Source organism: Porphyromonadaceae bacterium W3.11 (assembly GCA_030434245.1).
Classification (GTDB): Bacteria; Bacteroidota; Bacteroidia; order Bacteroidales; family Porphyromonadaceae; genus Porphyromonas_A.
This window is the reverse complement of the sequence record JAUISX010000007.1, coordinates 20,788-45,018: the sequence shown is the minus strand read 5'-3', so window position 1 is coordinate 45,018 and position 24,231 is coordinate 20,788. Positions and strand designations below refer to the sequence as shown.

The 24,231-nt window shown below is 43.0% G+C and carries 20 protein-coding genes; 7 read left to right on the top strand and 13 right to left on the bottom strand.

Features of this window, described 5'->3' with window-relative positions:
• Positions 1 to 1,483: TonB-dependent receptor (locus tag QYZ87_10790; protein ID MDN4754992.1), on the top strand; the 1,483-nt coding region annotated here is incomplete at its 5' end.
• 28 nt (positions 1,484 to 1,511) lie between these two features.
• Here QYZ87_10790 and mobC read toward each other — a convergent pair.
• From mobC to QYZ87_10775, 3 genes are all read right to left on the bottom strand, one after another.
• Positions 1,512 to 3,515, bottom strand: coding sequence for a conjugal transfer protein MobC (gene mobC / locus QYZ87_10785; GenBank protein ID MDN4754991.1), 2,004 nt, complete (start codon positions 3,513 to 3,515; stop codon positions 1,512 to 1,514).
• A 142-nt stretch (positions 3,516 to 3,657) separates the two neighbouring features.
• Positions 3,658 to 4,938 carry a conjugal transfer protein MobB gene (mobB, locus tag QYZ87_10780; GenBank protein MDN4754990.1) on the bottom strand — a complete coding sequence of 427 codons (1,281 nt, stop codon included), beginning with the start codon at positions 4,936 to 4,938 and terminating at the stop codon, positions 3,658 to 3,660.
• A complete protein-coding gene (locus QYZ87_10775; protein ID MDN4754989.1) occupies positions 4,935 to 5,318 on the bottom strand; it encodes a hypothetical protein in 384 nt (127 codons plus the stop codon). The genes mobB and QYZ87_10775 overlap by 4 nt, the downstream gene beginning before the upstream one ends.
• A 603-nt stretch (positions 5,319 to 5,921) precedes the next feature.
• Here QYZ87_10775 and QYZ87_10770 point away from each other — a divergent pair.
• Together QYZ87_10770 and QYZ87_10765 are read left to right on the top strand one after the other, a co-directional pair.
• Positions 5,922 to 6,722 (top strand): ParA family protein, encoded by an 801-nt coding sequence (locus tag QYZ87_10770; GenBank protein ID MDN4754988.1) that lies wholly within the window; start codon positions 5,922 to 5,924, stop codon positions 6,720 to 6,722.
• Between the two features lie 3 nt (positions 6,723 to 6,725).
• Positions 6,726 to 7,103 carry a hypothetical protein gene (locus QYZ87_10765; GenBank protein ID MDN4754987.1) on the top strand — a complete coding sequence of 126 codons (378 nt, stop codon included), beginning with the start codon at positions 6,726 to 6,728 and terminating at the stop codon, positions 7,101 to 7,103.
• Positions 7,104 to 7,264: 161 nt separating this feature from the next.
• On the opposite strand, the gene QYZ87_10760 is transcribed toward QYZ87_10765, so the two are convergent.
• The 9 genes from QYZ87_10760 to mnmH form a co-directional block, all read right to left on the bottom strand.
• Positions 7,265 to 8,407: an IS256 family transposase gene (locus QYZ87_10760; GenBank protein ID MDN4754986.1), complete on the bottom strand. Its 1,143-nt coding sequence runs from the start codon at positions 8,405 to 8,407 to the stop codon at positions 7,265 to 7,267.
• 260 nt (positions 8,408 to 8,667) lie between these two features.
• Entirely contained in the window at positions 8,668 to 9,705 is a 1,038-nt protein-coding gene (locus tag QYZ87_10755; protein ID MDN4754985.1) for an IS4 family transposase, read from the bottom strand.
• A gap of 4 nt (positions 9,706 to 9,709) precedes the next feature.
• Positions 9,710 to 9,889 carry a DUF4372 domain-containing protein gene (locus tag QYZ87_10750; protein ID MDN4754984.1) on the bottom strand — a complete coding sequence of 60 codons (180 nt, stop codon included), beginning with the start codon at positions 9,887 to 9,889 and terminating at the stop codon, positions 9,710 to 9,712.
• Between the two features lie 125 nt (positions 9,890 to 10,014).
• Complete coding sequence (locus QYZ87_10745) at positions 10,015 to 10,971, bottom strand: PorV/PorQ family protein (GenBank protein MDN4754983.1); 957 nt, start codon at positions 10,969 to 10,971, stop codon at positions 10,015 to 10,017.
• A 27-nt stretch (positions 10,972 to 10,998) separates the two neighbouring features.
• Complete coding sequence (locus QYZ87_10740; GenBank protein ID MDN4754982.1) at positions 10,999 to 13,755, bottom strand: S8 family serine peptidase; 2,757 nt, start codon at positions 13,753 to 13,755, stop codon at positions 10,999 to 11,001.
• A gap of 8 nt (positions 13,756 to 13,763) precedes the next feature.
• Positions 13,764 to 15,563 (bottom strand): hypothetical protein, encoded by a 1,800-nt coding sequence (locus tag QYZ87_10735; GenBank protein ID MDN4754981.1) that lies wholly within the window; start codon positions 15,561 to 15,563, stop codon positions 13,764 to 13,766.
• A gap of 44 nt (positions 15,564 to 15,607) precedes the next feature.
• The gene (locus QYZ87_10730; protein ID MDN4754980.1) at positions 15,608 to 17,338 is read right to left on the bottom strand and encodes a BACON domain-containing protein; all 1,731 of its coding nucleotides are present in this window, start codon (positions 17,336 to 17,338) and stop codon (positions 15,608 to 15,610) included.
• 724 nt (positions 17,339 to 18,062) lie between these two features.
• Complete coding sequence (locus QYZ87_10725) at positions 18,063 to 19,373, bottom strand: L-serine ammonia-lyase, iron-sulfur-dependent, subunit alpha (GenBank protein ID MDN4754979.1); 1,311 nt, start codon at positions 19,371 to 19,373, stop codon at positions 18,063 to 18,065.
• A gap of 87 nt (positions 19,374 to 19,460) precedes the next feature.
• Positions 19,461 to 20,462 (bottom strand): tRNA 2-selenouridine(34) synthase MnmH, encoded by a 1,002-nt coding sequence (gene mnmH, locus QYZ87_10720; GenBank protein ID MDN4754978.1) that lies wholly within the window; start codon positions 20,460 to 20,462, stop codon positions 19,461 to 19,463.
• Positions 20,463 to 20,550: 88 nt separating this feature from the next.
• Here mnmH and yedF point away from each other — a divergent pair, with 88 nt between their 5' ends.
• The 4 genes from yedF to selD are packed head-to-tail and all read left to right on the top strand — an operon-like array spanning position 20,551 to position 23,596.
• On the top strand, positions 20,551 to 21,168 hold the full coding sequence (yedF, locus tag QYZ87_10715) for a sulfurtransferase-like selenium metabolism protein YedF (protein MDN4754977.1): 618 nt from the start codon (positions 20,551 to 20,553) through the stop codon (positions 21,166 to 21,168).
• A 9-nt stretch (positions 21,169 to 21,177) separates the two neighbouring features.
• A complete protein-coding gene (locus QYZ87_10710; protein MDN4754976.1) occupies positions 21,178 to 22,332 on the top strand; it encodes an aminotransferase class V-fold PLP-dependent enzyme in 1,155 nt (384 codons plus the stop codon).
• Positions 22,316 to 22,546 (top strand): DUF3343 domain-containing protein, encoded by a 231-nt coding sequence (locus tag QYZ87_10705; protein ID MDN4754975.1) that lies wholly within the window; start codon positions 22,316 to 22,318, stop codon positions 22,544 to 22,546. The genes QYZ87_10710 and QYZ87_10705 overlap by 17 nt, the downstream gene beginning before the upstream one ends.
• A gap of 9 nt (positions 22,547 to 22,555) precedes the next feature.
• Complete coding sequence (gene selD, locus QYZ87_10700) at positions 22,556 to 23,596, top strand: selenide, water dikinase SelD (protein MDN4754974.1); 1,041 nt, start codon at positions 22,556 to 22,558, stop codon at positions 23,594 to 23,596.
• Positions 23,597 to 23,687: 91 nt separating this feature from the next.
• On the opposite strand, the gene QYZ87_10695 is transcribed toward selD, so the two are convergent.
• Positions 23,688 to 24,200, bottom strand: a complete 513-nt coding sequence (locus tag QYZ87_10695; protein ID MDN4754973.1) for a hypothetical protein — start codon at positions 24,198 to 24,200, stop codon at positions 23,688 to 23,690.
• Positions 24,201 to 24,231: the final 31 nt, after the last annotated feature.

Here is a 24,231-nt window from a genome sequence, read left to right as displayed (position 1 = left end):
CGACTATGAGCAATGGCAGGAGGATACTGATTTTCACAAAGCTAGCAAGGGCGCTTCTTTAGTCAATAACCGTGGCGTGAATGGTGACCTAATCCTCAAATGGCAGATTGGGGAGAGGGACTATATGGCAGCCCAGTTTTATGGCAATAAGAAGAAGGATTGGAGTGAAATGAGTGGAGCAGGAACGCTAAGACAAGCAGTAGAAACTCCTTTTACTCTATCATCTAATAGTGTAGATAATAGCTATATCCTAACGGGAGGTCTATTTTACCAGCACGACTTTAAGGACAAATCTCAGTTGCAGGCGAGATACTGGTACAATAAGAATCGTAATAAACTTGATGGCGACCACATAGAGGCGTATAGTAGAGGGGTAGAGAATAAGTACCTATTTGAATACGACAATCAGCGCTCCTCTATGAATCTTGAGGTCAACTACACTAAGCAGTTGGAAAGTGGAAGTAGTATTGATATCGGAAGTAATACACGGTGGATCAATGATAAGATCGAGCAGGTGAGTGAGCAATTGCCTATCTTTAATCATCGGCGATTTGACGAATACTTCTACGCCTCTTTCTCAAGCAAAATAGGAAAGCTCAATTATATGCTTTCGGCTGGATTGGAGGGTATTTGGCTTGATGCGGGTGGCGAGAAAAACAGCTACTGGAGACCAAGGTTTGCTGTTTCTGGCAACTATGTGATTGATAAGAAGAACACTATTCGTCTCAATTATAATCTGACTAATACCAGCCCAAGTGTAGGACAACTTAATCCCTACAACACTTCTAGTGACCCTCTAGTAGTTACACGAGGTAATCACCTGCTCATGCCTGAGCAGATGCATACAGTAGGGCTCAATTATAGGCTTAGATTGGGGCGATTCTTCCTCACTCCTCTGACCGTTACCTATAATCATTATACTGATAGGATTACCCCATACTCCTATATTGATCAAGGAGTTCGGGTCAACACTTATCAGAATGACGGGAAGTTTGACTTCTTATATTGGGGAGCAAACATTAACTATAACTTTAGGGATGGTTTGAGCTACGCTTATGTAGGAGGTGGACAAAATCGCTACTACTTTGAGGGGCAAGAGGTAAAGACTATGCCCCTAGTCAATGCTGGTGTGTGGTGGTACAAGGGTAAGTGGATGTTTGGTGCTGATATTAGCTGGCAAAAGTATAGCTATACTCCTCAGTCTAGAACTCAGTATTTTAGACCCACCTTTGCACAATTACAGGTTAATTATAATATCACTCCTGACTTTTATATTGCCGTGGCTCTGCAAAACTTTACTGGTGCTCTGACGACTGAAACCTTCTCGGAGACTGGCTCCTTCAAATCTTACAACTGGAATAGGCAGACAGACCTTGGTTTCCGACCTTGGATTCTTCTCCGCTACACTATTCGTAAGCATACCAAGGAAAAAATAGGCATAGGTAATGTGCTGCAAAGCCAAGAACAAGGAATAAAGCTCTAAATTAATTTCGTTTTCATTTACTGCATATTTACTCTTTGATGAGGTGAGCGAGTAAAGGGTCGGATTTGATGCGGGTAATTTCACTGTCAACGAGGAATAGCACTTCTTGTTTGACACGCTTATAGTTGGCTTCTATGGTCTCTTGGAGATTATCGGAGCCATCTTCGTTTTGGAAAGTGGCTATTTCGGGGATTGGCTGGTATTGCTTCATTTCAGCAGAGACCTTTGCGGAGTCTACCACTATCTCAGCGTGGAATATCTTCTGCTCTATACGCTCATCAAAGTTGTCGGAGACAGCACCTACAAACATCCCTTGCGTGAGGTTACTAATTTTGGAGGCAGGGATAAGGCTATCCATCTGTGTGGAGATAGAGGTGGACTTATCGTTGCGGTTGATGGTCATAGACTGGCGTTTCTGGAGTGCTTTACCAAAACGCTCTGAGAGAGTCTTAGCTGTTTCTCCTACTACTTGACCACTGAATACATTGCCCACCGTGTTTTGTATCACCTTGCTTTCCTTATCCCCATAGTCACGGGTGAGCTGGGAGAAGTCCTGAAATCCCAAACACACTGCCACTTTGTTACTTCGGGCTGTGGCGATAAGGTTATCCAGTCCACGAAAGTAGATGGTTGGCAACTCATCTATAATCACTGAACTCTTCAGCTGGTGCTTCTTATTGATGAGCTTTACGATGCGGCTATTGTACAGACCAAGAGCTGCAGAGTAGATGTTTTGACGGTCGGGATTATTACCCACCACTAATACTTTTGGCTCTTTTGGGTTATTGATGTCAAGTGAGAAATCATCACCAGTCATCACCCAGTAGAGTGCTGGAGAAATCATGCGAGAGAGTGGTATCTTGGCACTGGCTATCTGTCCTTGCAACTGGTCTTGAGCTCCACCCTCCCAAGCGTCCATAAAGGGAGAGAGGTAGTTAGCAAGCTCATCGTATGAAGTCAGTATCGGGAATATCTGAGCATAGGGTCGATTGAGGAACTCAATTGCGTGTGGAAAGGTGCAGTACTTTCCATTCTCGTAAATCTTCAGATACCAGATGATAGCAGCGAGTAGGATGATTGGTGACTCCACAAAGAAGTCTCCCTGCTTCTGTATCCAAGTTCGGTTGAGGTTAAGCATAATGGTATAGGCACTCTCATACGCATCCGAGATGTCCGTCATAAAAGCAGGATTGATAGGATTGCAGCGATGCGACTTGCGAGGGTCATCGAAGTTAATCACGAAGAACTGCGGTTTCAGTGGGTAAGCATCAATGTGATTGAGCAGGTGATTGTAAGCAATCTCCGAAAGGTCGGGGAACTTATAGTCGTAGATATACATAGCAAAACCTTTCTCAATCTGTTGCTTGATGTAGTTATTGACAATTGCATACGACTTACCCGACCCGGGAGTCCCCAGCACCATAGAAGCACGAAATGGGTTAACGATGTTGATCCAACCATTGTTCCATTTCTTCTTGTAATAGAAACGAGTGGGCAGATTGACCGAATACTCATTGGTCATTAGCCTAGTCTCCTGCTGAAAGCTCTCATTCTCGATGTTGAAGACATCGTCCATTAGGTTGTTCTTTAGCAATCTGCTCATCCAGACTCCACCCATCAGTAGGCAAATATATCCGACAGAGAGTGTGAAGATATAAAGTGAAGCATTCCCTACACTACTAAAGAGCAGAGCTAATAGCCACCAATTAAGGAAGAAGAATACAAATCCAATGGCTAATACCGTCCAAATCTTAGCCCAAGTAATTTTCTCCTCCTTAACTCCTCGTGTTCCCAAGCATGAAAGTCCAAGGAACAGCACACTAAAGAGCTTCGTCCAGAGTATTGAGTTGAATAGCCCCGTCGTCCTCTGAAAGTTCATCAGAATGGTATCTACCACACTGATGGTGAAGTGCCACTCGCGAAATGCCTCATAGCAAAACCAGTAGCAGTTGATGATGACGAAGAGAATAGAAATCCCCCTCATAAAGTCCATCACTTTGCCTAAGCCTCTCAAATCATCTTCTTGTCCCATATCTTGACATCGTATAGCAGGTACATTACTGCGTTGCTTGCGAGATTTGACTTTGGTCACATACCTTTGTATGCTCCCTTCAGCCTCACTCTTATCGCCTTGCACTGCACCTGCTCTGCAATGTCAAGGCACGCACAAACCATTATCTTCTCTTACCCTTTAAGCGAGGACGATTCTGACGGCGGAGTTTGCGTTGCCAAGCTGCCTCCTTCCAATCATCGTTACCTCTATTTACTGGTAGCTCATCAATTAGTTCTCCTATTACATCACTCTCCTCCCAGCCCCCTAAAGGGGGATTTTCATTGATTAAGTCCTCCATAGGAGGGTTAGGGGCTAAAGGAATGCGGTATAGAGTCTCATTGAGAAAAGGATTGAGAGCTGGATTAGCAAAGTAAGTATTAAAGACATTAGCAGAGTAGCCTTTTCCTAAGCGTGAGCCATTGACTACAATACCCTCCTTGTCGTCTATACAGGTGATGCCATAGAGCCGTCCGCCCTCATTTTTTCGGATAAAAGCTCGCAAACCGACCTGCTTTAATCCTTTCTGAAGCTCCTCTATCGTCTGAGGAGATGAGCGCATCACCTCCAAGAGACGACCACGCACAGTTCCAAGGTGTGTAGCAATTAAAGACTTAGACTGCTCCATTCGCCTCTCTAGAGCATCATACCCCACACCTCTCCCAATCTCTGAAGCATGTATTGGTGTTCCTACTTTATTACCCTTGCTATCTGTTGGAGCATAAACCACGCCATCATACTGTTTGCCTCGATACTCCCGCTTTACCTCTTCAGCACTCAGTTGATATGGGGCAAGTGCTGCATTGAGTTCACCAAGCGATTGAAAAGTGTAATGCTTCAGTACAAACTGCATCACACCCTCTATCTGTTGCTTGATATCCCCTTGATTTATATCCACCGCCATAGGCAATGCAGGTTTCTCCTCTTTTACTGACTTCTTAGAGCTCGATATCAGACTATACTTCTCTTCTAAGGCAGTAGTAATCCGCTTACTTCGCCACTTTTCAAATCTGTCGTTTACCTTTTGTCCCCCGCTATCCACTCGAAGTGAAACGATGTGGATATGCTCTCGAGCGATGTCCGAGTGCTTGAAGACGATATAAGGTTGCTCCCCATACCCCAGCTCCTCCATATACTCCTGGGCAATCGCCCTCAAAGTATCATCGTCCAGATGCTCATCAGGGTGTGGATTGAGCGAACAGTGAAAGACCACCTTCTTCGTTCTGCACCTATCTGGAATAGCCAACTGCATATCCTCCAAAACCTGCTCCATCGTGTAGGGCTGACCACTCTGCTGATAGAGTCCATTTGCCAATAGTACAGTAGCCTCCATCTGCTCCACTTTCCTAAAGTTGTAGCCAAGTGTACCCCCGAGATTGGCTGTTGCAGAAATCTTCGCAATCATCTCTTCTTCCGATAGTCAATGGTGAGTTCTACTGTCTGCTCTTGCAAAGCAATAATCTGCCCCGATAGCTCCACCAATTTTTCGAGTAATATCTGGGCAGTCTTGACTGAATGGTAGCTATTAATTGCCCGAACAGCCTGATTATATAGCACACCAATCTTGTGAATTTGAGAGGTTAATTCGGAGAGTTTACGATAATAATCCACGGCAGATTTATCTACTGTGACCACCTTAAACTCCTCACCAAAGAGTCTTGCCCTAACGAAATCAGACTTCGTTTTAGCTCCCGAACGACGATACATATCTATCAATTTTAGCTGCTCTTTTGGGTCAAGGATACGAGTATCCCAGCGATCCCATCTTACATTTTTCTTTTCCATATCTCTTATCTCTTCTAATCACGACTTTGGAGTGATTTCTCTCCCCTGTGGGGCAAGGTTTTTTGTCGGCGAAACGGGAGTTTGTCGGACAAAAACACACCTTGCCAATATCAAGATGATAGGGGTATGAAGAGTCTGCCTTGCGGGCAATCTCTTCGGGGGCTCCAGCTCCCTCCAATAGGTCTCAAATCCTTGTAGTGACAAAGGTACAAGGGATAAATAATCCATTCAATATTAACTACTTTCACGAGTTTTCTCGCTACTTCCCTATAGCTCCCGAGTAGTAAATAGCTACTTAATTAGTCGCTTAATTTGTGGTGTAATTAAGTCATCAAGTAATGATTTGATGGAATAATTAAGTGGTTAAATAACCGATGAATAGATTGACCAATAACGAACTTCATCAATTAGCCCATGGGGTTGTTACCAACTTGATTGCCCCATTGACTAATATGCTGAATAACTAAGTGATTAACTAATTAGCCTATTGATTAACTATTTAAGCACTTAATTAAGTAATCGAGAACTCGAGAACTCGAGTTAGAGTATATAAGAATCAAGACATGCAAAGTAAGTCGTAACATTTATAGAATTCATGGAGTTATGGAGAAAGAGAACAAGTACTACAAACCAATTTATCTTGGTTTTGCCTCTCAAAAAGGAGGGGTAGGCAAGAGTACATTAGCAGAAGTACTCGCCGCAATACTTTACTACGAAAAGGGTATTGACCTTATTGTGGTTGATTGTGATGGCACTCAGACATCGTTTAAGAAATTGAGAGATAGAGACCGTGCCCTCATTGAAGAAGACCCCCAGATCGCCGAAAGCATTCATGCACACTTTGAAAGATTTCAGAGACCATCGTATCGAATTATCGCAGCAGAACCCAAGGATGCTTTGAGGTTAGTGAATAGCACCCTTAACGGAATGGGCTCATCACTTCCTGACATGGTCATCTTTGACTTCCCTGGGCATTCCAGCACCAAAGAGCTATTAGAACTCTCCATTCAGATGGATTTTATCATCTGTCCCATCGAAGCAGATGTTCAATCATTGACTTCTTCCCTCGCTTATGCCAAGACGATTAGAGACATTGGCGTGTCTACTTCGAGTGTACGCATTCAAGATATCATTCTCGTCTGGAATAAGGTGGATCGTAGAGCTAGGAGCTTAATCATAGATGAATATACAAAGTACGTCAAAGAAATAGGATTGTCTCTCTTTGATGCTCAGCTATATAGTTCAGTAAAATTCAGTCGAGAGCTTGGTCAGGCAGGTGTCAAAGAGGTTTTTCGATGCTCTTACCTTCCCCCTCAACCCAAGCTGCGTATTGGTACAGGTCTCGATGAGTGGGTGCCTGAATTATTACAACGAATAGGATTAGTCACCAAGAGTGCAGAATAGTTTATGGGAACAATCAAAGAAGAAAGAGATGCTCTATTGGAAAGGAAATTGAAGGAAATGGGAGAGATGGGTAGTAGTCCTCACACGACTGATAAGAGCCCATTTTTTGACCCGCCTAATGAAGTGTTTTTCAAATATCAAGATGAACAACAAGACTCAGTAAATTCTTCATTGAGCATTGAGGAAGGAATAGAGGATTCCATGATTCCTACTGGGATACCAGAGGAAGTGGAGGATGAAGTAGGTGTTGATGCCATAGCTCAAGAGAAAACAAAGAAGACCCCTCAATTGAAGAGAAGTGTTACTCAAAGAAAAGCAGACTTTTCCGAGTATCAGAAAGGTAGTGTCCCCAAAAGTGTGTACGCCAGAATGCGTCTCTGAAAAGCAAACCTACATATTTTTTCGCTTTGTTTTCCATAAACATTAAAGATAGACCAATAAAGAATTAAGGCAAGGCTGTCGTAGCACCGCGGAGACACCGCCTTGCCGTATTCTTTTAGGTTGATATCTTTGTGTTGGAAAATAAAGCACATTGTTGTTATTTACTTTTCATTGTTCTTCCTAAGTCCAAGAGTTAGATCTCCTATTCTTTTCTTCAGATAGGTTGCATTGATTGCAATACTACCTATCAAGTGTAGAGCGGATTCTACGCTAGGTAATGCACATTTATATCGAGCCCCTTTCTTTACCTGTCTATTGAAGCGTTCTATCCAGTTAGTACTATGAATGTACTTGCGAACACTGACGTCGTATTTTAGGTATGTGAAGTAATACTCTATCCTCTGACCGTTAGCTATTTTTGTGAGAAAAGGATAGCTCTTACGCCATCTGAACGCAAAGTTTTTAAAGCTCTCTAGGCCATCTAAAGGTGAGCTTCTTGAGCCGTCTTTACTAAAGACCTCCTGTAGATCACTTGCGATGGCTGACTTATCTCGAGGGCGTATCTTTCGAGTTATTTCTCGCTGTAAATGAACGGTACAAAGCTGTACGTCTACTTCTGTAAAGTGCTCTCGAGCAACCTCTTCAATGTTATTCAGACCATCTGAAATAATCAATCCCACCTCCTCTAATCCTCTGCTTTTTAGGTCCTCAAAAAACTCTCCCCAGATACCACTCCCCTCTGTTGGATTATTATAGACACCAACGATGTCTCGACGTCCTTCGCTATCTAAACTCATCACCACAAAGAATGCCTCCTTGCTCACACTTTCTCCTCTCCGTACAGGAAGATATGTAGCATCGATAACAAGTGCCTCTAAAGTCCTCGGTAGACGTCTTTGACGCCACTCTTCTACTGCTTCTTGGGTTGATAAGGAGAGACGATTGATTTGACTCGTACTATAACGTTTACCATACAAACGCTCGAATACTCCAGAGATATCCTCCATCGTATTACCGCAGCTATATAGATAACCTGCTAGTTCTCCCATCTCTTTCTCTTGATCTTTGAGAACGCCTAAAATCAAGGGCATGAAGCCCTGCTGCCGAGTTCGGGGTACTCGTAATTCTAGCATATTACCACTCGCAAAGATGCGACGGGGGCGGTATCCATTGCTCACATCGCCACTATCTTCTTTATACAGTTCCCTCTCCCCTTGCATCGCTATTTCGATGATTAACTCCATTAAACGACCAACTCCATTTGGCTCTGTCATCACGTTTGATAGAATTTCCTTAAATTGCATTTGTGTAAGTCTCATCTTCTTGTTTATCTTTTGTTTTTAACTTTTCAAAGATAACATTCTTGGGACTTACACACTTTTTGGGGACAGTATCATCAGAAAAGGTTTCTCGCATTGAATGTGTTTGAGAAGCGAACACAATTCACGGTCAATAAGGAAATATTGCTGTCCGGTAAAAGTTTAAAATGACCTTTTGAAGGTTAGATAGCATAGTAATATCGGGGGTTTGCTTTTAAAACTGAAAAAGCAAGCCCCCCCCTTTGTTACAGCTCGGGAAAAAGAGGGTATTGGGGTGGCGAATTAGCCCGTTCTGCCATGATAATTTGCTCTTCTTTGTTTGGATTCTCCATAAATCCGAGGAAATCGGTGTAGTACATGAGTGTGATACGCAACATGGCGACGATTTGTGAGAAAGAGCAGTGCCTTTTAATCATACGCTGTATGATGGTAGAGAGGAGGTTGGCAATCAGCACCACCCAAGTCTGTATTTGGATGGCATTGACGCTATCTCCATAGAAGAAGTGGAGCGGAAAGTTCTGCTTCAACTGCTTATAAAGGGTCTCAATGGCCCACCTTCTACGATAAATCTCTGCAATATCCTCTGTGGAGAGCTCAAAATTGTTGGTGAGAAGTACCACAGACTTCTTCGCCCCCTTGCTCCAGATCTCTACCCTTCTAGATTCGTGCTTTAACTCCCCTTTTTCGAAGAGAATACGTTCATCCCTGCATTCTGCCAACCCATACTCATTGACACTGATAACCGATGAAAGTACCGTGTAACGGAGGTTTTTCTTCATCTTCGTGACGTAGCAGACACCCTCCTCTGTAAGTCGCTGGAACTGGGCATAGTCTATGTATGCTCTGTCCATCGCTAGTACGCTGTCTTTGGGCAGATGAACTTCCTTGAGCAGATAATGGTCATGCTTGGCTGCACTCGTCAGCTGGACGACCATAGGCACACCCACTTGGGACTTTAAGAGGGTATGAACTTTCATTCCTCCCTTCTTTTTGCCACTCTTAGGGTGTCTGCCCACACCTTTTAAAATATTGTCAAAGAGAGTTATAGTGGTGGAGTCCATCAGGTATAGCATTCTCTCCCAATCCTTTTCTTCTCTTTTTGCTCGGCTGTCCGCTAAAAATCGCTTGTAACGCTCCAGAAGGTAAGCATACACCTGTGCGAAGAACTCTTGAGGTCGTCGCATATTCGCTTCTGAAAGAGTATTACGCTTCGCCACATAGTCTATTCCAAGGTGCTGAAATTTATGGACTTCTGCTTTCAGACCAATCTCCAATTCCCGCAATGAGTCATAATGACGAAGAACCCCCGAAGAGCATGGTTACCAGGTGGGTATATCCGTCTAACTTCTTGACATACACTTCACTACCTGGCGTGTCTTTACTTATTTGCTCGACCTTTGCCCTATCTATCAACTTTAACACTTGTGCGAATACCGGCTGTCCGGTAAAATATGTACTTTTGCTCATGTCTTATATTTGTTTTGGAACACTAAAGATAAGACAATAGGGGCTGATTTCCAATTATGGAAAACAGCCCCTAACTTTTATACCCGATAAAACTTTACCGGACAGCAATAATTAAAATCAAATCTTTAGAAACTGTATCCTAAGGAAATGAGTAACGTATTTAGCCCGAAATCCCTAGATGTAGATAATCTGTAGGCTGCATCCAGATGGAAGCCTTGGTATTTGGCCCCCAATCCAAATGTACCAAAGGACTGCGACCTCTGGCCATACTCAAATCCCGCACGGGCAAAGAGCATATCATTGAAGCCATACTCTGTACCTACACCCAATAAGAGCATCGAAGCCTCCTTTGGTAGTACGAAATAGCGGGCACCTCCTACAAAATTCAATTGGCTCTTAGCAGAAAGCTGCATATCCAGCCCACTACCAATTTGCAATGAAGAAGGTACTGCGATGCTATTCTCTACAGATTTATACTTGACAGGAACTCCCAAATCAGCTAACCTCATTCCAAAGCTAAATATAGCTGGGGTACGCCCGAGCTTTTTTTCATTCTGATAATACCATCCGAATGTGATTGAACCTGTGTATGCTCCCTTTCCTATCCATGAAGCAATTAAATTGGCAGACGCATGGATAGAGAAGTTATCTCCTAACTTCTTCGCATATCCAGCATCAAGAGACCAATCAAAGGGCTTGACTATTAATTCCTTATTATCCATACCCTCGCTAATCAAAGGAATCCTTGTGCCACCTTGATACCTATATCCAAGGAATACTGCATCGGTACCAAAATTGTATGCTCCTGCAAAATTATACTGCATAGTTCGACCTTCAATCCCCTCGAGCTTAGGGAAAAATTCTGAGCTCAAATCTACTTGAAGCTTTTTATCCTGAAAAAATATCGAACCTGGACTCACGAATAGATACATACGGTCAGTTTTTGCACCCATCACACCTCCCATGGCAGCCGACCGAGCGTCGGGGTTACCCTGAAGGACAGGTATAGGACGACCAACCTGAGAAAGTCCTGATAGTGCCACCATTGAAAGCACTATCGATAGCATATATTTTATTTTCATCTTATAAATCATTATCAATATTAATCATTAATGTTTGAGGAATGATGTGCGATATTGACCCTTAGAGGTCATCACAGTCAATGTATAGGTACCTTGTGTCAATTTATGTACATCCAGAGACACTTTATTACCCATTCCTGAGTTTTTCTCTTCTCGAATAAGTATCTCACCTCTTAAGGATGATACCACAAAGGTTGCAGATTTTATATCTCTATTAAGTACCACATTAAGATTAGTCTTAACAGGGACAGGATAAATAATATTAACGATCGCCTCAGAATCCTCTACCACCAATACCTTCAATGTAATTTTTGAGCTTGCAAATCCATCGTTGCATACAAGATTTATTGGGAATATACCCTTAGCCTTAGGATTCAAAATTAATTCGCCAGCTTCTATCTGAGCATCTAACTCTGAATTTGAATGGGACACCTTAAATGTAGGATTAATACCCTTAGTTACATGTACTTTGTCGAGTAGATTAACCTTGAAATCCTTATCATTAAGCCCAATAACAATCTCCTTGGCATCAAAAATAAATTGTGGATCTTCATACTTAATGACACTAAAAGTGATTGGATACTCTTTTGTCCTTTGATACTGATCAATAAGCCTAATCGTAAAGGTATAATCTCCCTCTGGTTGCTCTGGGTAAATGGTCACATGAATGGTCTCTGGAGATGTACGATTAATCACTACACCTTTAAGGTTACCATCCTTCTCAAAATACCAAGAATGTCCTTCTGGGTCCTTAATTTTTAAATCAAAATCCAATTTAGAATTACTTGGGAGAATCCATGGAGTTTCACTCATACCGCTAATAATCTCAGGAGCTTCATTCTTGCTTGTTCGGAATTCACCTTGTACAAAATTAGATATTGCACCCCACCTATCCACAGCACGAAGAGCATAATAATAAGTCTGATCATTCGCCAAATCCGGTATCGAATGAGCCACCTTACCCTTTTCAAGATTCTCTCCAAACACCTTAATAGCAGTTTTAGGATCTAAAGATGTCACATCCTTAATTTCATCCTTAGAGATATACAGTTCATAGAACTGAGCAATTCCGCCATGGGCATCCTTATCAACGGAAGGATTCCAACTCATTTGGACGAATGAAAAATCAACCTTTACGTCTACCGAAGTTGGAGCTTCAGGAGCTACATTATTAGGTTGCATCTCATCCAATGCCCTTGCGGCATCAATGTAACCCACTCCCAACATTCCTTGATAATTAGGATGGTTAAGAGCATAAATATCATACGGACGAAGAGCTGTAGTCAGCATCTTCTTGAGATCATTATTAGTAAAGCCCTGTCCGCCATATTTTGATACCACCAAAGCTGCAATTCCAGAAACATGAGGACAAGCCATTGAGGTACCCTGCATGAATCCATACTTATTTTTAGGCAATGTACTTAAGACACCCCCAAGTTCGCCAAACCTCTGTTGGTCACCACCTGGAGCCATGATATCTACCCAAGTACCATAGTTGGTAAATTCAGACTTTGTAAAGTCAATCGCCATTGATGAAACAGCAACGACTTCCGAATAGAGTGCGGGTGAAGCTTCATACTGCACATAGTCGTTTCCAGCAGCAAAAATGACTACTCCTCCCTTCATAGGAGAGTCTGGCAATTGATTACCTTCATTGTCACAACCAGCATGCTTGATAAAGTAATCAATCGCCTCTTTATCGTGTGCTAATAATTCACGTGGACCAGGATATCTATATCCCCATGAGTTTTGGCTAATCACTGCACCATGATTTGCACCATGCACGATACCTATAGATGATGGAGGTAGGACTTGACCTGAATAGCCATATACCTGAGCACTAATCAGTTTGATACCAGTTCCAGGAGTACCATTACCACCTGCTACTCCCGACACACCAATTCCATTATTATTCACCGCAGCCACTGTACCTGCTACGTGTGTACCGTGACCATCCTCATCTGGGAAGACATCCTTTCCGTAATACTCCCCATTTTTGTCACGAACGAAATTGAAACTATTTTCAGCATCAACATTAGCTGCAAGGTCTTCATGAGTCAAATCAATACCTCCATCTACCACGCACACCTTGACCTTAGGAGAGCCACTCTCTACCTTCCATGCGTCGAAAAGATTGATATCAGCTCTTGGTTTTGAGTTTAAGCGACTGCCATCATTGTAATAGTGCCATTGGAGCTTCAGCAATGGGTCATCAAAGGGTCTCTTCGCATTAGTACCCTCAGTATTTACCAATTCAGCAGCCGATACGGGCACCGCCTTTGTGGTAGGAAGAGTTTGAACGTAAGAAAACTCTACGTACTCAAAGTCCTCAAAATCGCCAATCAAAGCTCTCGTCTCTGGCAATCCTTGCTCTTCATCAAAGTCAAGAATCATCCATCGGTCAAGTCCCTCTTTCCTCATACGCTCTTCAAATCTACCCCCATGTGGGAATAGTCGAGTCATCTTCTTAGCCCCGATACTTCTTAGAGCTGCTTGAGTCTCACCCTGAAAACTTCTTAAGTTCAGCACTTCAGGAGTATCCTTATCAGGATTCAAGCTTCGTAATCCATCTTCTGAAAGCTTCACGATGAGGGTTCCTTTATGGATGTTATTTGCCCTAAGAGCTATCTCCTCATCCTCTGTAAGGTTGGCGAACTCTTTTTTACCATCTATTGTAGTACCCTCGCTATGATCTATCACATCCTCTCTATGCTGAGTACAGCCTTGGAGAATCATCAAGGATAGAATAAGTAATAGGGTATATATATTCACTCTTTTATTCATAATCAGCATCAAAATTTCATTAGTTTTTTCATCGGTTCGAAGGTATGCTTTGAATTTAGCACATCCTTGAGGTGATGACGTTCTACATATTCACCACGCATTGCAGCCTCGTAAAACATTTGATCATCCTTAGCAGCTGCAGCTTCTATACTAGCTTCAGGGCGAGTAAATGTAAGTAGCATCACCTTGTCATTGCCTTCAAATATGCCTCTTGCAGTATCACCCAGCACCATTTGAACAGCAAGCTGTAGATTATCAGAAGGTCTAACATACATAATTCCTTCTGGTCTCATCCCAAGATACTTAAATCCATTATTCACCAGCAACTCATTAAATTCTCTTGTGACCTTATACATGTTTTTATCCACAAGGAATACACCCAGTGTATAGTCAACAAAGCAGAGCTGCAACTTAGTCATGGACTGGATAAACTCTGGAGCTACATTGTGCTCCTCATACTTATCCACGAAGGTTACATTGTACAGCGAACCGCGATAATCCTCCTGATACTTATCAGCCTTCTTAGTCTTATAGAATATCTGGAGCATTTCTTCAGGATTTTTATAGTACTCCTTATTTGGGTCAGCATCCTTACACAATACCTGCAATAAGACATTGCTTTCGCGCTCCTCCTCATATTTCTTAACATCACTCCAATGGTATTTTGGGCTATTGAGCATATCCATCAATCCATCTGGACCTAGAGGCACTTGAGGGAATGTTTCATAAGCTTGCTCTTGAATAAACTGAGGTACAAACTCTGCGACGTACCCGATAATCTTATCAGAGTCAAATTTATCTTTCACCTTCTTAAGATTCAACCATAGTGAACCATCCTCATTCTCAAGTTTTGGATTATCTTCAGTGGAGTCGTGCCTTTCCTTAAAGCCATTTGCCTCCAAAAACTTTCTATACTCACCACCTTTTAATAACTCAGCTGCATCTTCAATAGGCACTTCTGCCTTTTCGTATGCTAGAGGGTGTTTTGCACCCTTAGTATAAGTGATGCTCGGGGTCTTTTTGAGCCCAGTTAGGAAGAAAAAGACATGGTCTGAAGGTCCTAACCAAGTTTCTTCAGAGGGTTGGTAAAATCCAAGGATGTATCCATTTTCAACCCCATGTTTAATGATTGCACCAGAATCAAAGACTCGTAGATTCTTAGCAAAAGGGATTGGATATGACAGCTGACTCGCTTGAATAATCTTAATGGAAAGCTCTTTGTCAGCACCATCCATCGCAACGCCTAAGGTCACTTCTCTAGGAGATGTACTTTCATTAGGCGCTACCTGAAGAAATATCAGCTTTGCCTTTCGATCAGCTTTCGCATCTACCCAGTCACACCCTTCTGGTAGAGCTTTCAAGCCCCAATTTTTGGTATTCGTATTTATTTCTATAGACAGTAGTCCTCCTGAGATAGGGGCATGTACCTCTGTGTCGCTCACGTTAAGGACAGCATCTGCACTGCTCTGAGTCACAGAAATCTTTTTCATCGCACCCTGAGACATCACCACGATTGCGGTGTTTCTAGCCTCAGCAGTTAGATTAGGCTCTGAGTGAACAAGTATTTTATCACCATCCTTTTTGATAGATGCCCATGTAACTTCTGGAGAAAAGAAGGCATCCCACTCTTTTGCTGATGTAGTAACTGTCACCTCAGCTTCGGTATCCATTTTTCCTAATGAAATACTTTCTGCAGATACCTCAATAGTATTGGGGTCAATCACCTCATCAGTAGTACTCTTTTTACAGCTAGCCAAGATGACCAGTAGACAAAAGAGCGTACTCCAATGGATTATATTATTTTTCATTTAGAATTTCATTTAAAGTTATAGTAAAACCCTTGCAATAAAGATTAGCGAACCTCTTTCAAGCTATATTCGCCTTCTTTATTCAGCTTGAATTGATACTTTAATGAGCTAAGCTTATTTGGAGATGACTTAACCTCTATAGTATTATCAAAGAATTGGAAATAGCCAATCTCGGCACGTCCATGACCTCCAAGGATTTGTTCATCTTGGTCATAGGTAACGTGAAGAACCTCAACAATCTCAGGATCGACTCTCTTTATATAGAGCTGAGTTTCTCCATTTTTTCCCTGATAACGATAACCTTCTTTTTCGAGGAGTTCATAAAACTCATTAGTAGTATCCCATCCACTATTCTTTGGTTTTAAGTACACCGCCTGTGTGTAATTCTTGAAGAAGAATAAGATTTCATTTACAGATCCCAAGTATTCATCAGGGAAGTTTTTCTTAGAACTAGAAACATAAAAGCTATAGAGTCTCATATCTTCGTCCTCAGGCTTTACAGGCGATTCATTAAAGAGAATTTTTGCCACCTGAGTCTCATCAAATTGATTTGATACTCTACCATCTTCGATACCTCCAGTTGCCTCCTCTAATGCCAATACATCTTCTATTTTTTTATCTTCTTTGTTGAGAAGATCATATACTTTTCCATTTGCTCCTCTTGGCAATGCTGGGAATGTAGCATATTCCTGCTCCTGAGGATAAATAGGCACAAAACCTACTAGAGCATAATCAGCGTGGGCAGGGTCAAAGTCTATAATAACGATTGCCTTTTCATCTATTCTAGCAAAATTTCGGGTCTTTTCTGGAGTACTTGACGGACTGATTTCTACAAAGTTATTGTCAGTTAAAAATTTAGCATACTCTTCAACCTCTACCCTATTCTCAGGATCGGCATACATCAGCTTCAATACAGCCTGCCCATATTTTGGGTCATTAAAGGATGTGGTATAGATGATGAGTGGCATCACACTACTGGAGGTGCTAAATACAATCTTGCCAGGAGTAGCTTCGCCCCAAGTATCAACTTGAGGGAACATATACTGATTCATGATAGAGCCTCTCTTTTGCTCATACTTAATCAGGTTATACTCAGAATATTCTCTCCACTCTTGATCAAATGGAAGTAAAAATTTTGCCTGACCCAATTGGTTAATCGTCATTAGCTTTTTAGCACCATTACTGAGCTCTACCTCGATTGAAGCTGTACGGACATCAAAACTGCTATTAGGCTTTGCTTCTAGCACAAAAACCTCACTATTATCACCACCCTTCACAGTGAGCCAATCAATAGAAGCATCCAAAGGACTTAATTTCCATGATTTACTATTGGATTTAATTTCCACCAACTTAAGACCTCCTTGGGAAGGGAGCTCTAGGCTATCATCCTCAGAGAATGAAAATACCAAATCGGCGCTGGACTGAGTGATGCTAAGTTTCTCACTGGCACCTCCTGCAAAAACAACCAAAGTAGCGGTACGCTTTTCCATATTGGGGTTTGCAGCCACCGATACAAGTAGCTCATTTCCTTCCTTGGAAACTTGAAGCCAACTTTCATTTGTATTTACGTAGAAATCCCATTGCGAACTATTGGTATTCACGCTGATTTTTTCTTGACCGCCACTATTGGCAAGAGTAATCTCCTCTTTATCAAGATTCAATGTGATTTCTTCTTTTCCATCACTCACATCCTTATTAGGAACACAGCTTGCAAGCCCCAATAAAAGCAAAAGTGAACTTGCCCAAAACACGGACAAAAGTCTGATTTTTCTCATAATTGTAATGTTTCTTAAATTATTAAATGTTAAATTGTTACGACGAATCTGAGCAGGTTCGCCAAAGTGCGAACAACCAATTCGCCACAAGAAATAGAGATTGACTAACAAAATGGATCTTCTATACCACTTATCCTTTTATTAAACAATAAAAACCAACTCCTTTCTTGTATTCCAGGGTAATATACTCCAACTTCTCGAATTAAAAAAAAGACCAAGCGAAAAAAACTTGTAAAATAATGAATTTCTATAAAAATTGATATTTACACCTTGCTTTTTAGCGTTTATTGAAGAGTAGTAACAATTTGATAGAGATCTCCTACTCGAAAATGAATATTCAAAAGCTTATACTACTCCCCTTAAACTAGACAACTGCTAGGGTAGTATATTTGAGAACAACTAAAGCATTTAAAGTCAAATTCAGGGGGCAGAGGGATAGATTTACTGGACGAAGAAGTAAATATAGTTTAGGTACAAGTTGTTTTCGCTGGTTTGAGAGGAGAGGAGACGATACATAGTTTAGCGAAGCGATACGAAGTCAACCCCCGAGCAAGATTACTGGGTGGATGAGGGTGATTAAGGAAAAAACTGCTCAAGCCTTTGAGCAGCCCTCAGCTCAGCGTCCCGCTGGGCTAAGTCGACATCAATAATAAGGAGGATAAGAATGTAAGTTACAGTGAAAGAAAAAACACCAACCCCATTGCCTAAAGAGGGGAGTACTACACTAATTCATTTTATGGGTCATGATATGTAGCACGTGTTTATCGGTCTCAGTCATCGCATCACGGCCAATGCTAGTGAGGTTATCAATGCTTCGGTCGATATCATCATCTACCACTCCTTCGTTGCTAGTAACCACCTTCTGCTCCATCGCTAATAGAGACGATAACATTGCGGAGCTTACTCCACTTGTAACCTTTAGGCTACAGCTGGGTTTTGCTCCATCACAAATCATCCCAGTGAGATTACCCACCATATTCTTAATGGCGTAGCCAATCTGCTCACGACTCCCCCCCATAAGGTAAGTGATACCACTCGCACTTCCTGTAGAGGCCACCACACATCCACAAAGAGCCGAGAGACGACCGAGCTTCTGCTTGATGTAAATCACCATTAGATTACTGAGCATCAGTGCACGTATCTTTTGCTCCTCCGATACTTTCTCATCCTCAGCAAAACTCAAAACTGGCAATGTAGCTGTAATGCCTTGATTACCGCTACCAGAATTACTCATCACGGTTACTGGAGCACCATCCATTCGAGCATCACAAGCAGCACTCGTATAGGAGAGCAAACGGGTATAAGTAGTATCCCCTAAATATTTTTTGCCTAATGAGCCACGAATCATTTTCCCCACTCTATGACCATATTCGCCTTTTAGGGAGTACTCTGCTGCATTACTATTGAGTCGAGCAGCTTCTAATATAAAATCAATCTCCTCAATGGGCATTTGAGTAGCAAAATCATAGACCATATCAAATGTCAATGGAACCTCGGGGCCTTCATTGGGATTAGTCGTACTCTCAGCATCTGTAGGCGAAGTACTTGTTTTCAATTCTATTACCTTTCCATCAAGGGTCAAGGACTTCAATGCTGTATGGGCACGCTCGATAATCGCTATCGCCGTATGCCCAGCATCATCTACCAAGGTGGCTTCGATATAAAGCTTATCTACATCACCCTCCTTTAGGGCTATCTTGATGATATTATCCTCCATCAGCTGCCTCGCTTTAGCGAACTGCTCATCTGTAAAATGATCCAACACAGTCAGCTCTTTCTCCGGTGCCGCAATCACAGCACCGAGGGCTATCGCTATGGGCAAGCCGATCATCCCTGTACCTGGGATGCCTACTCCCATGGCATTCTTTAGAATATTGGCACTTAGATCTAAGCGAACAGAAGTGATGTTGCCCGTAAGCTGATGTGCTGCATACGCTGTAGTGAGAGCTACAGCTACCGGCTCTGTGCACCCCGTAGCAGGCAACACTTCACGGTGCACCATCTTAATGATATTTAGTTGGGTTTGTCTTTCCATTTGTTTCACGAATTAGGATAATTCATCGCTATTTATTTTCAATCACAAAGATACCGTCTTTTCTATCATTCCCAAAATGAATGTACGTCAATCTCCTACAAGCTTCATAATCTCTGTGGCGGAAGTGGAGGCATCACCATTGAATGGGACGTATCCAAGGATTTGGTCGCTCCATAATTCGGAGCCAGATAAGGCGTAAGCTTTATCGTAGTATTTCAAGGCGATACTCACCCCTGTGGCTAGATCTCCTCTTATGACCGCATCTTTAGCGGTATCGCATGCTTCACCTCCCAAGCGCTTTCTTATCTTCTCAAATGCCGAGAGTAAATACTCGGTATCAAGGTTGCCGTACTCCTTCAGGATGAGCTGGATTCGCAAGTCCAAGGGGGTTTCCAGCTCTATTCGCTTGGCCTCTTTCATTAGTTCAAAGAAGGGCTCTGGCACCTCTCTGGAACCTATTTTTTTACTTTCCGATTCTACGAATATAGGCTGAGTAAGGTCGAAGGATAATAGCGTCTCGATGATAAGGCATGAAATCATCTCATTGGAGCGTTGAGCATCTAAATGCGGTAACGCCCCAAACGCCGAACCATGGTGCTGAGCCATCCCCTCAAGGTCGATCACCTGTGCCCCTTGCTCCTCCAAGGCCTTCAGCACTAGGGTCTTACCGCTCCCAGTAGGAGCTTCAAGTAAAATCAACTGTTCGATCTTCCGGCACAATTGAGGTAATTGAGCTTTGTATTGCTTGAAGCCTCCTGGCAAGATCGATGCTGTCATTCCATAAAACCCCATCAACCACGCCACGGAAGCACTTCTCATTCCACCTCTCGCACAATAGAATTGCACCCTTTCGGCTTGATATTGATTCCGCCACTCCACCACCTGCCGAACCATATCACTCATTCTAGGACCCACGTATTCTAATCCTTCTAGTATCGCTTCCTCACGCGACACTTTCACGTAGGTAGTCCCTACCGCAGCACGCTCCTCATCGGAAAAAAGTGGCAGATTCAAAGCACCTGGGATATGGGCTTTTTGGTACTCACTGGGGGTACGAACGTCTATCAATATTTCAGATTTATCCGTCATAATCCTTTGGTTTACCAAACAAAGGTAAGTTGTTTTTTGTACATTTGCATCAAATAAGGAAATTTATTTTTCAAATACTAAGATTATTATGTCCGTAGAAATAGACACTCGAGGCAAGCTCTGTCCACTACCTCTCATTATGCTAAAGCAGGGTATGGCAGCAAATCCTGCTGAAACACATTTCACTGTACTCACCGACAACCCCACCTCTTGTGGCAACCTGAAGGACTTCATCCACGACCACGGATATGGATGTACTGAGGTGCAGATGGAAGGTTACACATCCCTCTCGATTGAGGTTACTCCCAATAGCCACATCACTCCACAGACTACTAATTCTACTCCTTCAATTACCTCTACTCCATCATCCAGAGGTGCCACCATACAATTATCTAGCAACAAAATGGGACAAGGCTCTGACGAACTTGGCGAAGTACTCATTCTAGCATTCCTCAATGCACTCCTAGGTAGTGATGCCCTTCCCAAAGAAATCATCTGCTACAATTCGGGCGTTCAGCTTGCTCTGAGGGGTACTACCACATCAGAGAAGTTGCTCGAACTCGAAAAGAAAGGTGTAAAAATAATCCTCTGTGGCACTTGCGTAGATTACTTTGGCATCAAGAGCGAATTAGCCCTTGGACAGATCACCAATATGCTCTCCATATACGAGCATCTATCTAGTGCAGAGAAGATTATCAAGCCCTAATCTCCCCAAATGCTCACTCCCGAAGAGACCATATATCTCGACAATGCCTCCACAAGTTATCCAAAACCTGTGGAAGTAATTCATACGCTCTCCCACTTCTACGACCACACCATTGGTTCGTATGGTAGGAGTGGCGATCCTCATACTATCCAAACTTCGGGTATCATTGAGGATTTGCGAGACCTTCTGGCGACAATGATTGGAGCAGACAGATTGGGGAGCCATATCATCTTTACGCACAATGCTACCGATGGCATCAATCGAGTGCTGAATGGATTGCCTCCTCTTCAGGCGGATGAGGTAGTGATCTCACCAATGGAGCACAATGCCGTTACTCGCCCCTTGTATGCCAAACTTCAGGCCAAAGCCCCCCTCACGATGCCTCATCACAAGGATGGTATGGTCGATCTCCATCTTTTGGAGGAGCTATTGACTAATCATCCAAAATCAACACCCCTCCGCTTAGCAATCCTCAATGGGATGAGCAATGTTAATGGTGTGATCCAACCCATGGCACACATCATCCAGCTCCTCAGGGACTTCGCACCTAGGTGCCAGATTCTGCTAGATGCTTCACAAGCATTCCCATATATCCCTCCCCTATCCACCCTACCCGATTTTATCGCCATCACAGGGCACAAAGGGAGCCTTGGTCCTACTGGCACAGGAGCTCTCTTTATCGCTCATCCCGATGCCCTTACACCTGTGGTAAGAGGAGGCAATGGTTACCGTTCAGAACTACAAGAGATCTCCCCATTTATGCCCGATCGATTCGAGGCTGGCACGATGAATCTGCTCGGTTTGGTAGCTTGGTACGCAGCCTTATCAAAGCCCCACCCTTCATTGATCACAAAGGAAATGTGGCAAGAGCACATCACTAGGGTTAGGTCAATCAGTGGGATAAACGTGTTTTCAGCATCTTCCCCAGAGTGCCAAGGACCAGTTTACTCCATCTGTTCGGAAAAGTACCCACCATCACAATTGGGAGACCTTCTGCTTCTACAGTATCGTATCTCTAGTCGAAGCGGACTCCATTGTGCTCCTCTGGCCCACAAAACCATCGGAACGATGCCCCTAGGCACTACTCGCATCTCTATCTCTGCTCTTACTCCTCCAGAATACTTGGATCAATTGTATTCAGCCCTTTATGAACTACACCGATAAACATTTTATTGTGGTCTTTGCCACCACGAGAGGTTTCATACAGGGGGAAAAGTACGTCAAAGACATACCCCACGAGGTGATTAATACACCTCGAGAGCTCTATGAGCAATGCGGTATGTGCCTCCGCTTCTCTCGTGAGCTTCGCACGGAGGTTGAAGCCCTGCTCCCTCCCGAGCGGGAAGATCTAATATACATGTCCGCTCCAGATGAATGATTTATAAATATGAACAGTATAGACCTATTACAAGAATGTTCCTACGGTGGATGCTCAGCCAAAGTGGATCCCGCCGAGCTGGAGGCCCTCCTCTCTGATATTAAGCTCCCCATCTCACCCGAATTACTGGTGGGCACCTCTACTCACGATGATGCGGGGGTGTACAAACTCCGTGAAGATCTAGCGCTTATCTTCACCACCGACTTCTTTCCCCCAATGGTTTCCGATCCCTACACATTTGGTAGGATCGCTGCCACCAATGCCCTCAGCGATATTTTTGCCATGGGAGGCACTCCACTTCTATCCCTCAATTTGATGCATTACCCCTCCTCCCGCCTGCCCCTAGAAGGCATGAAACAAATCCTTATGGGTGGACAGAGTGCGATAGATGAGTGCGGAGCTTTTACGGTAGGTGGGCACACGATTGAGGATAACACCCCACAATACGGCCTAGCAGTGGTCGGCACGATTCATCCCGATGCCATCATCACAAATAGCGGTGCAATAGTGGGCGACCAATTAATCCTAACGAAGCCACTAGGGGTAGGTACCCTCATTGCAGGACATCGGTTGGGGCTGACAAAGCCCGAGGATTATGATAAGGCACTCCAATCCATGTGTCAATTGAATCAAAAGGGGATGGAGGTCATGCAGCGATATGGTATCAAGGGGGCCACTGATGTAACCGGCTTTGGATTAATTGGACATGGATTAGAACTAGCCGAAGCCTCTAAGGTAGTCCTCCAATTGGATGCTGATGCCCTGCCGGTATTGCCTGGCACCCTCGAGCTGTTGGAGAATGGTTGTATCCCTGGAGCTGCCTTTCGTAATCTCCGCTATGTAGGTGATAAACTCCTTCGCCACACCAATCCATCCATCAATTACCTCATAGGTGATGCCCAAACCTCTGGTGGACTCCTGATGAGCGTCGCTCCCGAAAAGAGCCAAGAAGTGCTCAATGACCTTCACCATTCGGGATTCCCTTATGCCTCCATCATCGGCAACATAGAGGACGCCTCCCCAAAAAACACCTCAATCCGATGGATTTAGATCAAAAAAAGAGTGGCATCAAATATCTAAATATTAGATATAGGATGACCACTCCACAACAACACATTAAAAACAATTAATCAACAAAACATTACCATCTATTTCGAGACGGGTACGAATACCCTCCATAAGAATATCTTGGCACCCGTTGTGCTATCTTAAATGCCTCTTCGCGATATTTACGATTCATAAAAGAGCTGGCTACACTTTCCGCATCGCTTCTATTTCTAAAATGAGGCACTATCTCCTTATACAACTTAATAGCTTCCTTCTCATTACGCTCTAAATAAAGAATATCTGATGCTTGGCTTCTAGACAGTGTTATATAATTAGGTATCTCCCTAATGATTCTTCTTCTAGAATTAGATGAAGAAGTCATCCTTAACCGGTAGTACAGTCTAGAAAATTCCGATCCCGATAAACTTTGGCGTCTCGAATCATACCTTCGATTATCATACCTTCGATCATCATACCTTCGATCCGTGATGATTACTCTTCCTCTACGTGTAGGATGAGGATCAAAAATTCCTCTCCCATCCATTCCACAGCTACTCAACATCAACGTGAGCAACAGGAAAAAACCGATTTTATTCAAACTTTTCATAACTCAAAGTAAATTGGTTTATATCCATTTT